Source organism: Ligilactobacillus pabuli (assembly GCF_022836475.1).
Classification (GTDB): domain Bacteria; phylum Bacillota; class Bacilli; order Lactobacillales; family Lactobacillaceae; genus Ligilactobacillus; species Ligilactobacillus pabuli.
Genome location: NZ_BQXH01000005.1, coordinates 124216 through 135698, shown reverse-complemented (window position 1 = coordinate 135698; position 11483 = coordinate 124216). Strand labels below are relative to the sequence as shown.

At 42.7% G+C, this 11483-nt stretch carries 12 protein-coding genes and 1 riboswitch; of the genes, 6 read left to right on the top strand and 6 right to left on the bottom strand.

The window, feature by feature from the left end; translation table 11 throughout:
- Positions 1-352: 352 nt before the first annotated feature.
- Positions 353-1108: a hypothetical protein gene (locus LPAF129_RS04075; protein ID WP_244054883.1), complete on the bottom strand. Its 756-nt coding sequence runs from the start codon at positions 1106-1108 to the stop codon at positions 353-355.
- The gene (locus LPAF129_RS04070) at positions 1105-1665 is read right to left on the bottom strand and encodes a GNAT family N-acetyltransferase (protein ID WP_244054882.1); all 561 of its coding nucleotides are present in this window, start codon (positions 1663-1665) and stop codon (positions 1105-1107) included. The genes LPAF129_RS04075 and LPAF129_RS04070 overlap by 4 nt, the downstream gene beginning before the upstream one ends.
- A gap of 110 nt (positions 1666-1775) precedes the next feature.
- On the opposite strand from LPAF129_RS04070, the gene LPAF129_RS04065 reads away from it, so the two are divergent.
- The 5 genes from LPAF129_RS04065 to LPAF129_RS04045 all read left to right on the top strand — a co-directional run bounded on the left by LPAF129_RS04065 (position 1776) and on the right by LPAF129_RS04045 (position 6571).
- Positions 1776-2945 carry an MFS transporter gene (locus LPAF129_RS04065; protein ID WP_244054881.1) on the top strand — a complete coding sequence of 390 codons (1170 nt, stop codon included), beginning with the start codon at positions 1776-1778 and terminating at the stop codon, positions 2943-2945.
- Positions 2946-3005: 60 nt separating this feature from the next.
- Positions 3006-3095: riboswitch (TPP riboswitch) on the top strand.
- Between the two features lie 272 nt (positions 3096-3367).
- The gene (gene thiT, locus LPAF129_RS04060; protein ID WP_244054880.1) at positions 3368-3937 is read left to right on the top strand and encodes an energy-coupled thiamine transporter ThiT; all 570 of its coding nucleotides are present in this window, start codon (positions 3368-3370) and stop codon (positions 3935-3937) included.
- Between the two features lie 150 nt (positions 3938-4087).
- On the top strand, positions 4088-4597 hold the full coding sequence (locus LPAF129_RS04055) for a hypothetical protein (protein ID WP_244054879.1): 510 nt from the start codon (positions 4088-4090) through the stop codon (positions 4595-4597).
- Between the two features lie 143 nt (positions 4598-4740).
- Entirely contained in the window at positions 4741-5706 is a 966-nt protein-coding gene (locus tag LPAF129_RS04050; RefSeq protein ID WP_244054878.1) for an NAD(P)-dependent oxidoreductase, read from the top strand.
- A gap of 412 nt (positions 5707-6118) precedes the next feature.
- Positions 6119-6571, top strand: coding sequence for a VanZ family protein (locus LPAF129_RS04045; protein ID WP_244054877.1), 453 nt, complete (start codon positions 6119-6121; stop codon positions 6569-6571).
- A gap of 137 nt (positions 6572-6708) precedes the next feature.
- On the opposite strand, the gene LPAF129_RS04040 is transcribed toward LPAF129_RS04045, so the two are convergent.
- The 4 genes from LPAF129_RS04040 to trpX all read right to left on the bottom strand — a co-directional run bounded on the left by LPAF129_RS04040 (position 6709) and on the right by trpX (position 10787).
- On the bottom strand, positions 6709-7932 hold the full coding sequence (locus tag LPAF129_RS04040; protein ID WP_244054876.1) for a mechanosensitive ion channel: 1224 nt from the start codon (positions 7930-7932) through the stop codon (positions 6709-6711).
- A gap of 185 nt (positions 7933-8117) precedes the next feature.
- Positions 8118-8891, bottom strand: a complete 774-nt coding sequence (locus LPAF129_RS04035; protein ID WP_244054875.1) for an ABC transporter ATP-binding protein — start codon at positions 8889-8891, stop codon at positions 8118-8120.
- Entirely contained in the window at positions 8881-9783 is a 903-nt protein-coding gene (locus tag LPAF129_RS04030) for an ABC transporter permease (RefSeq protein ID WP_244054874.1), read from the bottom strand. The genes LPAF129_RS04035 and LPAF129_RS04030 overlap by 11 nt, the downstream gene beginning before the upstream one ends.
- Positions 9780-10787 (bottom strand): tryptophan ABC transporter substrate-binding protein, encoded by a 1008-nt coding sequence (gene trpX, locus LPAF129_RS04025; protein ID WP_244054873.1) that lies wholly within the window; start codon positions 10785-10787, stop codon positions 9780-9782. Before trpX ends, LPAF129_RS04030 begins: the two co-directional genes overlap by 4 nt.
- Before the next feature lie 41 nt (positions 10788-10828).
- Between trpX and LPAF129_RS04020 the strand changes: the two genes are divergently transcribed.
- On the top strand, positions 10829-11071 hold the full coding sequence (locus LPAF129_RS04020) for a hypothetical protein (RefSeq protein ID WP_244054872.1): 243 nt from the start codon (positions 10829-10831) through the stop codon (positions 11069-11071).
- Positions 11072-11483 lie beyond the last annotated feature (412 nt).

Genomic DNA, 11483 nt, shown 5'->3' with positions numbered 1-11483 from the left:
AAAAATTGAAACTTTGGGGCTTGTTAAAGTGCGCCAAAAATCAAGTCTTTTCTAGAAAGTTTTTAAAATTTATTTATCACCTTCGCTTGACTTAAAACCACATGTCTAAAAATAACAGAGCGGAGTGAAACGGGAGAAAGTGAGCACTATCATAGTCCGACCTTTAATGCGCTTTGGGCATGGAAGGTCGGACTAGAATAGGCGGAGCTTTCTGTTTCACGGAGCTCGACTACAAACACAAGAGCACAACAAAAAGACTAGTAGTCAGTTTGCTGTGCTGTATTGCGCACAATACAAATTGACCACTAGTCTAATATACGTGGATAAGTGCCTATTAGTCAATGAAAGAAGACTAGTTAGTCTGACTCCAATCGGCTAGGGTCCGACCAGTCTCATCTTTAAGTTGTAACCAGCAATTGGTGCCGCCAAAATAGAGGAAGAGACCTACTTCATTCGGACTTTTTAAGATCACATCAGTTTTAGTTTGCGTTCCGGCGATGGCAGCTTGATGTTCACTGCGCAGTTTCTGGGCGAAACGTGCTGAAAAGCCGACGGAACCGTCTTTATTTAAGGGGACTTCTGATTGTAACTGTGCCCCAGCTTGGATCAGCATTTGGTTACGCTTTTGCCAGAAGACAGTTGCCGTGGCCCCGCCATAATCTAAGTAAAAGGGGACAGTTGCCAGTTCTTTGGACCATTTATGTTGTGGTTTGCCGGCCTTTTTGCGAGGCTTGTTAGTTTGCCAGCGGTAGCCAAAGCGGCTTAAAACCACCAAAACAGTTTTGGCACTGGCCTGAGCAGCTTTGTCACTAGTTGGTTGTTTGGCCACAGAGGGGTTGGTCAGTTCGGTCAGCGCCAAAGCTAAGTCCTGCTGGTCTAGCTGAGCGCTGGTACTCTGAACCATTGCTGCTTCAGGAGCAGAGATCCGTTTTAGTAAGGGAGTGGTTGTGATCCCCGTTAACTGATGCTGGTCAAATAAGAGACAAACTGCCGCTTCCTTGGTCTGACTTGCCGTCGCAGAATCAGTGAGTGTGAGCTGCAATTGCTCTGCAGGAAGGACAATTTTGGTTTCAGTGTCAGAAAGCGTCACGTTTAAATCAAGCTTCATAGTACACTCCTTTGTTGCTGCCATTCATCTTTGAGTAGAGACCAGACATTGCCATCATGATAGCCATCAACTAGTAACTCCTGTGCCCGAACTTGACCGTCCAAATGAAAACCGGCTTTTTGAGCAACATTGTTACTAGGAAGATTTTCGACGGCAGCGTGGATCTCGATTTTATTTAAATCATAATCGGTAAAGCTGAGGTCGCATAGTCCTAAAACTGCCCGGTGCATAATATTTTGTCCGGCAAATTGTTGCCCTAGCCAGTAGCCGATCTCCGTACTGTGATCTTGCTGGCGGAAACTATTTAAGCTGATCATGCCTACTGGTTGGCGGGTGTCACGAATCACCAAGTTGACGGAACTGCCGTTGCCAAAATGTTGTAAAACGCTGGTTAAAAATTGTTCTTCGTCGCGAACACTAGCCATTTTAGGGACCCAAGGCAGCCAGGGACTGAGATAAGAGCGATTTTCATCGACTAACTTAAATAACGGTTCAGCGTCAAGTTGTGGACGCGGAATGGTTAGGCTAAGCTGGTCATCGATTTGATAAGAAAACATGCTAGTACACCTCCAAAATGTTAGTTAATGGTCTAATTGTACTGAGTTGTTGCAAATTAAGCAATCAATCAGTACGATAGTACTAACACAAATCATACACTTGAGGTGTAATGGAAGGTAGATTATGGGATGTGAAAAACAAATTTGTGCTCTTAGCGGATATGCTGGTCAATATGGGGATCGGATTGATCATGCCAATCACCACTTTATATGTGCATAATTCGCTCCATCAAAGCTTGGTGGTTGCGGGCTATGTCTTATTAGGCTTTTCTGGGGCGATGACAGTGGGAAATTTGATCGGTGGACAATTATTTGATAGTTGGCACCAGAAAAAAACGATGTATGTGGGTGGCATTACCCAAGTACTCGCTTTGATTTTACTGGCAATTTTTCCCATTTGGCCGTGGTACCCAGTGTTATTAGGCGTTTATGGTCTGGGTCTCGGGATTTTAAATTCTGCTATTAACGGTTTTCTAGCTTTTTTACAAAAAGAAGATGCCCAGATTTTCAATAATGGTTATTGGATGGCCAATATTGGGATGGCGGTTGCAACTTTGTTATCCGGGGTGTTGTTCGATATTAGTATTCGCCTGATTTTTGCTGGGGCAGCTGTTTTATTTTTACTAACTATACTGCTAATTCGAATTAAATTTCCCACATTTACTGTGGCGCAGACTAATAATGAAAGTCAAAAACAGCAATCAGCAGCTAATAGCCGACATCCCTGGAGTGTGGTGTTAATTTGTATCACGATGATCACGATCTGGTTATGCTATGAGCAGTGGAATAGTAATGTTGCGGTTTTGATGACCGAACAGGGAATTTCTGTAACTTCTTATAGTATGCTGTTTACAATTTCAACAGTTGAAATTGTGGTGCTGCAGCCATTGTTGACTCGCCTGTTTCGAAATAGTTTTCGCGCTGACCGTTTGCGAGTGATTTTAGGGACATTAATTTTTGCGGGTTCCTATTTGACCTTGGTTTATGCCAAGGTCTACTGGCAGTTTGTAGTTGGGATCACTTTTGTATCTGTTGGTGAAATTTTAGCCCTAACTGCGATTCCGATGTTGCTGAACCGCTATGCCCATGATAATAACCGGGGGCGGCTGCAATCGCTTAGTAGTTTATCGGGTTCATTGGGACGAGCACTTGGACCGCTTGCAGGTGGAAGTTTGATCACGGCACTTGGTTATGGTCAAACTTTCTGGATCTTCTTTTTGGCACATGTGGTAGTGACTGGCATGATTTTGTTAGTGCGTCAGCCAGAAGGAACGAACTAGGCAAAAGTGAGTTGCTTTTATTGGATACAAGGCTTATGATTAAGGTCGAAACTAAATTAAATAAGACATCTGGGGTGCCGCTAGGCTGAGAAAACACCCATTGAACCTGATACGGATCATACCGGCGAAGGGAGACAGACTTAATTATTCGTGCAATTTTAAATGTAGTGATTAAAACAAATCTCCTGTGGCTGTATGCTGTGGGAGATTTTTTTGTGGTATTTTAGATACCAAAGAACAATTTGATTCTTTGGTCAAGATTAGGAGAGAGAAAGACTAGACTTGGTAAATGATTGGTTTCGGTGTTAGCAATTTTTTAATTCAAATGGCGTGCCAGTAAAAATTTTGTTCATTCAAAAATGATCAATTTTAGGCAATTATTGTACAGGCACACCGTAGTTATTATCCTGAGGAGGATTTTTATGTCACAAGCTAAAAGTTCGACCCGTCTTTTGACCGAAACGGCCATCATGGCGGCTTTATCACTAGTGTTAAGTTACATTGTTATTTTCCGGATGCCGCAAGGCGGAAGTGTTTCACTTGTTTTGGTTCCTTTGATTTTCTTGTCATTGCGTCGGGGACCAATTTGGGGTTGCACGGCTGGTGCTATTTGTGGAATCGTGCAGTTAATGTTTGGCGGCTACTTCTTGAATCCGCTCCAAGTATTGTTTGACTATGTCTTTTGTTTTGGGACAGTCGGCTTCGCTGGTTTCTTCGCTAAACCACTACAAAACGCTTTAACTGAAAAAAAGCAGGGCCAAGTTTTTGGTTATACCTTGGCTGCTAGTTTCTTGGGTGCTTTCATGGCCTATTTGAACAACGTAATTTCCGGGATCGTTTTCTATGGTGAATATACTCCTAAGGGTCAGTCAGTCTTTGCTTACTCGACTATTTACAATGCAACTTATATGATTCCTGAAGCTATTGCAGCCATGATCATTGTTTGGTTGTTAGCTGTTCGAGCACCAAAATTATTTAAACCAGAAAATTAAGATAGTTTCACGTGAAACATTCTGAACTGCAGTTGGCGGGACAGGATGTTTTTTGTTAGAAATGAGACTGACTTTGTAAAATCAAGCGTCTTTGTTCACAAAGATGTTATAATGGAGCTGTGCAAATTACGATTGGGAAGGAGATTCATTATGGCTGTTGAAAAAATTAGCTTAGCCTTAGGACCAGAAGAGGACTTACGTGCCAAGCAACAGAAATATCCAGAAAGAGATTTGAAATTATTAAAATCGGTGGTTGATGAAGATAAATTTATTTTACTTGATAAATCAAACCAAAAAACGGTTTTTGGTTCAGGACTCAATTATGTGACCCAACATGAAATTGGGCAGGAAGTTTGGGATGGGTATTTTGAATTACGATACTTTACTCTCAGTACCAAACAACGGGGAATCTTAGAGGCAATACTGCAGAAGTGGGAAAATGGTTATGAGATCCCGGTGGGCTTACGATACAGCCTGATTCTCCATGTACCGCGGAAGAATTTGCAGTACTTGATGATCAATGTCTGGGATTCGGACATCGACTTTTTCGATTGGAACACTTCGAAAAACAATCAAATTAACCAGTTCGGTTATAATGAAAACTCCAAGCCGTATATTAGTCATTTTATGTTAGCTCCAAGCAAACCAGCTAATGCTTAAATAAAGTTGCCAAAGTTTCTTGTTAATAGGAGACTTTGGCTTTTTTTAGCTGATCAGTCGAACAAGAACGGCTGCATTAGCGTTTTCTTTAGAAAAACAACTAATCTAGTGTATAATTAATTTCAAATAGAGAGGTGAGCAGAGTGAAAATTTTAGTATTAGGCGGAACTTTAAATCACGAGGGCGCTAAGGATGCATTAAAAAAATTAGCGGCAGAATCAGAGCATGAATATTTCTTTGCCAATGATGAATTATCTGACCAGCAGTTAGCTGAAATTGACATTTTACTGGGGAATGCCACGGGAATCTTAGACCGAATCTTTAGTTTAGAAAAACCGCAGTTAAAATGGATCCAAGCTTTTTCTGCGGGGGTTGATTATTTTCCATTAGACCAACTCGCTAAGCGACAGATCTTATTGTCAAATGTGAGCGGGATCCATGCAGAACCAATTGCTGAAACAGTACTTGGAATGATGTTGAGCCATTTTCGCGGTATCAAGGATGCAGTTGTGCAGCAACAGAAAAATCACTGGCAACCGGCTGACTTTGGCTACACTGTTTTGAGTGATAAAAAACTAGCAGTCATTGGAACTGGCCATATTGGTACACGAATTGCCGAACTAGGGCAGGCCTTCCGCATGGAGACGGTCGGGGTTAATCACTCAGGTCATCCAGCTGATGGTTTCAACCAAACTTTGCCTCTCAGCCAAATGACGGAGGCAGTCAAAGATGCTGCGGTGATCGTTAATACTTTGCCACTAACTGATGAAACACGCGGATTATACGATGCAGAATTTTTTGCAGCCTTAGAAGCGGCCCCATTGTTTATCAATATTGGGCGTGGTCCAAGTGTGGTCACGGATGATTTGGTAGCCGCTTTGAAAGCTGGACAGGTTAGTGCGGCAGGACTAGATGTAACGGCACCGGAACCACTACCAGAGGACAGTCAATTGTGGCAAATGGATAATGTTTTGATCACACCGCATGTTTCGGGCTTGTATCAAGAATATGCGCAAGATGTGATCAAGATTTTCAAGGAAAATCTACAACAATATGAAGTTGATGGAACATTGGTCAGAAATGAAGTAGATTTGAAAAAGGGGTACTAAAATCACAGAGCGGAGCAAGCCGTTTAAGACTCGAGCACTATCAGAGCCTAGCCTTTAATGCGCATTAGGCATTGAAGGTTGGGCTAGGGTAGGCGGAAAGTCTTGGCTTGAGTAGCTCGACTAAGATCACAGAGCGGAATGAAACGATTAGAAAGCGAGCACCATCGGGACCCAGGGACTAATGCGTTTTTGGCATTGGGTCCTGGGTTTGGATGGGCGGAACTTTCTGTTTCAAGTAGCTCGACTAAAGATCATAGAGCGGATTAACCCGGTTAGAAGATGAGCATTAACAAGCTTTCGGGCATGATGCGGTTTAGGCATCGTGACAGAAAGCAGGTTAGGCGGAATCTTCTGAGTTAAGGAACTCGACTACAATCACAGAATTAACCCGAGATAAGGTGTGAATGAGTTAGTGAATTTAAGGAACAAAGTCGTGCGTCGTGCAATTTGGGGCGCATTTATTATTTATTTGGCAACAGTGGGGGTTTTGTGTTTTGCACCAACCTTGCCGTTAGTAATTCCGGCTAGTGAGCCGGTGCCATATATTTATTTAGGAAAGGCACCGTTTATTTATTTACCATTTGCTGAATTAACGCACTTAGACTTCTATTTAAATATTGTGATGACCTTGCCATTTGGTGTGTTTATTGCATTACTGCGCCAAAAGAAGTGGTCAAGTTTAAAGGTCATTGGAACTGGTCTGGCAGTCGGGGCAACGATTGAGCTGACACAACTCATTCTAGATAACTTAGAGTTGACCTCACGTTGGATTGACGTGAATGATATTTTGGCCAACGCAGCTGGTCTGTGCCTGGGTTATCTTATCGTTGCATGGCTACAGATAAAAATTAGCAAACAAAAATAAAACTTACAGCACACAGGATAATTTTCTTGGTGGTGTAAGTTTTATTTTGATGGAATTCTGCGCTTCAACCAAACAAAAAAAGCAGCACCAATCACCCAGTTCGGGGAGTTGGTACTGCAAAAGGGAATCACTTACTGTTAATTTTGTTCGTCGTGATCTTCTTCATCTAATTTTTTATCTAACTTGTCCAATTGGTGGTGGGCAAAGTCACGTCCGCCTAGACCAAAGGCAACCGCAAAGGCCACGGATAAACCACCGATAATAAACAAGAACGCAATATTTACGATACTGTTAGCGAAGTTGAGCTGGTCTAATGCCATGAAGACGGCAAAGATCCCAAAGACAGACTGAGTGATCATGCCCAACCATTTATTTTTAGTAGCTTTGGTGAGCAGTTTACCAACAAATTGACCGCCGAAAAAGCCTAATCCCAAGATAATTACGGCAAATAAGAGGTTTGGCAAGTAGCCGATGATCGCAGTCCCGACATGGTCTAAGACTGGCAGATGCAAAGCACCGATTGCCTCAACGACAAAGAATAGCCCAATGACAACGGCAACGATTTGACCTAAGATCTTGGAAAGAGTCGTTGCGGGTGTTTTTTCTGCGGGATATAAGCTAGCAGCCATCTTATCGATCCCAGTATTGGATAATAAACTAGCGATTAAGTTCCCGGCAACTTTGGCAATCACGATCCCAACTGTTAGTAAGATCACAGCGACTAAAATATCAGGAATTGCTCCCAGAATGCTATTTAAGACTGTGACTAGCGGTTTGGTAATTGTCGCGATTTTTAAGGCTTCTAGGGCAACAATTGCAATTGGAATCAGTACAAACAAGTAACAGATCATTGCCAAAACGTTGGCAACCGAATCTTTTTCAGGAGTTTCTTCTTTGTCAGACGTTCCAATAAATTTATGCAGATAATGATCAACTTTGAGAGTCACAGAGAGATTGTACACTAAACTTTTAACGAGTTTAGCGACTAAGATCCCGATCGTTAAGAGCACGGCTGCCAATAGAATGTTAGGCAGGTACTGCAAAATGTAATTCATCATGTCTGTAATTGGTGTGGCAATTGAATTTAATCCGAAGGTCGTAAAAATTCCGGGTAAGAATAACAGCCAAACCAGGTAGTAGAAAATTTTGCCCAAGGCATCTAACAAACTATCAGCTTGTTTTTTGTCCGTAAATAGCTTCCATTTGACTAAGAGTTCATCCAACTTAATCTTCTTGAAACCTTTTGTCACTAAGTTCTTGAGTAATGTGGCAACGAGCCACGCAATCAAGAGCAGCACTACCCCTTTTATGATCGAGGGTAAAGTGTTTTGAAATGACTGCCAAAATGCTGTGGTATCCATAAAAATCGCTTCCTTTCTCGGTTTTTAAGTTTGAGTACACTTTAATGGTAACGAAAGAAAACGTTTTAGTAAAATGTTATGCCTAATGTACTATTTTCAGAAAAATGGGCTTTGGGGCAGTTCAACAAAAAATGGCAGAGAAACAGGCCCCTGAAGTGGGTTGTTCTCTGCCAAATTAATTACTACTAGTCAACGAAGAGTTGCATGATTTGTTCCTTGGTCATTTGTGCCTTTTGTTCACCCCGGACATCAAGGGTGATTTTACCAGCATGCAAGACTAATAAGCGGTTGCCGTATTTCAGGGCATCTTCCATGTGATGAGTGATCATCAAACAAGTCAACTGTTGTTCAGCGACAGTTTTGCTGGTTTGTTCCATTAAACCTGCACTAGTTTTTGGATCTAAAGCTGCGGTGTGTTCGTCTAGTAATAAAATTTCGGGGCGGTTGAGCGTCGCCATTAAGAAGCTCAGAGTTTGGCGCTGTCCACCAGAAAGATTTTCGGTCGGAGTGTCCAGCCGTTCAGCTAGACCGTTGCCCATGGTTGCTGCCAACATTTTAAAACGGGCTTTATTAGCGTGCAAATGTCGTAGTCCGAGTCCACGCTTTTGTCCGCGTTTGACAGCTAATAAGAGATTTTCGGCAACAGTCATCCGGGGTGCTGTCCCCATTTTTGGGTCTTGAAAAACACGACTTAGAAACTTGGTCCGTTTTTCAACGGAATCATGGGTAATATCTTGACCATTCAGCAAGACTTGGCCTTCATCGGGCACAATATCACCTGAAATGGTGTTGAAAAGGGTCGATTTTCCTGCACCGTTGGACCCTATCACAGTAATAAAATCCCCAGGGAAAACTTGCAGATCCAGGTTTTTGAGAATTTTGGTTTCGTTGGGAGTGTTACGATTAACAAGCGTAGCGACATTTTTTAAGGTTAAAACAGCTGGTTGATCAACGGTCATTATGACTGAGCCCCTTTCGTAGAATTCCATTTAAGTGTAGCGAGTTACGTAAGTTGGGTAACATCATACATAAAGCTAAAATGATAGCAGAAATTAAGTTGAGGTCGTTGGTTGAAAAGCCAAGTTGCAAGACCAGCAACAAAACAAAGCGATAAATGATACTACCTAGCGTGACGGCAATTAGTCGTTGGTTTAAAGTTAGATCACCAAAAACGACTTCACCGATAATAATAGAAGCCAGGGCGACAACGATAATGCCGATCCCCATGTTAGCATCTGCGTAGCCGTTACTTTGCGAGATTAATGCGCCACAGAGACCAACTAATCCATTGGATAAGGTTAAGCCTAAAATGGTCATGTTGTCAGTGTTGATCCCCTGAGAACGTGCCATCATGGGATTATCGCCAGTGACAATAAAGGCTTGTCCCAATTCAGTTTCTAAGAAGAGGGCAACTAGACCAGTGATCACGAGGATCGTGGCAGCCCCAATTAAGACACTATCAAAGTATTTTGGCAAACTTTGGAAAAAGTTAGCTGAAAAAAAGGTTTGTTGTCCAATCAAGGAGACGTTAGAACCGCCCATGACCCGTAAGTTAATTGACAGACAGGCGGTCATTACGAGGATCCCCGCTAACAAAATCGGAATTTTTCCTTTAGTATATAACAAACCTGTCACTAAGCCGCCACAAGCTCCTGCTAAAAAGCCGGCACAGGTTGCTAAAAGAGGGCTTGCTCCATGGGTGATTGCAGTAACGGTCACAGCGGCACCCAACGGAAAAGTTCCTTCAACAGTCATGTCAGGAAAATCAAGGACGCGAAAAGTTAGAAATAAGGCAATCCCTAAAATCGCCCATAAGAGTCCTTGCCCAATGCTAGATGTAATTAAACTCATTTGATGATCCTCCCATTCTTGTGTGCTTGTTCCAGGATGTTTGCTGGAATTGAAATGTGCAGCCGGTCAACTTGAGCTTGGTTAATGACATACTTGCCCTTAACGACAAAACCCACTGGATAAGTGGCAGTTTTTTGTTTGCCCTTGAGTACTTGGCCAGCCATGTGACCAGCTAAGCGGCCTAAATCATGTTGGTCGATGGCGTAAGCAGCAGTCCCACCGTCTTTAACCATGGTGTCAGCGGCAGGGAAAACAGGTTTGCCTGCTTGGTTGGCATTATTGACTAAAGTTTTCATGGCAGAAGCCACACCGTTATCTTGCGGAGCGTAAATCGCATCGACTTGACTGGCCATTTGTTGGCTGATTTGCTGCATGTCGTTGGTGTTGGCGATGGTGTACATTTTGGGTTGTAGTCCGGCTTTAGTCACTAATTTGGCAAACTTTCTGGCGTTACTTTGACCACCCGCATCGGAAGAAGTATAAATCACGCCAATTTTTTTCGCTTGAGGCATGATATCTTGAATTAACTTGAGCTGTTTTTCTAGAGGCGAGTCGCCGGAAGCACCAGTGACGTTGCCACCGGGGTGCTGTTCGGATTTGACCAAACCGCTACCAGCTGCGTCACTGATTCCCGCCATCATGATGGGGGTAGTTTTGCTGGCCGAGTTAACTAACGACTGTGCAGCCGGGGTGGCGATCCCAAATAAAATGTCAGACCGATCCGCTAATTGTTGCGCCATCGTTTTTAAGTCACTTTGGTCCCCTTGGGCATTTTGAAAGTCGACCCGAATGTTTTTGCCAGCAACGAAGCCCTCATCCTTTAAGCCGCTAATAATACCAGCATGGATCTGATCTAGTGCTGGGTGACTGACCAGTTGGAGAATTCCGACCTTGATCACCTTTTTGTGGGTGAGTTTTTGTTGAGCATTTTGTGCCGGCTGGGTGAGCAGCATGGCAACTAAGAAAATGATGATAGCGCTGATAAATGTGATAATTCGTTTCATCGGTAAATTCACTCCGTTTCTGTAGTAAGTAGTTGAAAGTAGTGCAAAAAAATAAGGGCAAACCAGCATACTCTGGTTTACCCTTAAAGGTATTGACGCCAAAGCCTGCCATGTTAGACCATGCAGACTTCGACAAACGAAAAAGCAGTCGGCACGGATACAAACTGTTTGCCAGATCGTATCCGTTCAAGACATTTACGACCTTGCGTGCCGGCTTTGCCAAGCCATATTCAAAATGTGAGCGACTGACTGTTGCATTCTTTTTCGTCCTTTCCGTTAATTAATTGTTTTAAGTATAGAAAAACTAAGTGAGGATGTCAAGCAAAAAACAGAGCGGAGCCAGTTGGGAGGACTCGAGCACTATCGGAGCCTAGTCTTTAATGCGTACTTGGCATTGAAGGCTGGTCTTGGATAGGGGAAAGTCCTGACTGGTGGAGCTCGACTAAAAACAGAGTCTGGCTTGTAACAAAAATTGACACTAGCATAACAATGTAAACGTTTGACAAATAAATTATTTTTTTGCTACGGTTAAGCTATAAGAAAGAAATACTACTTTCCTTATCGCAGACTTTTGTCTTTTTTGAAGGATGTTTTTATTTGATAGTATTGAATACAAATAACTGTAACAGACTATCAGGATTATCATACTTCATATTCTCTACGAGTTAGCTGCACTGTTGTGGAGGTTAGGAGGCA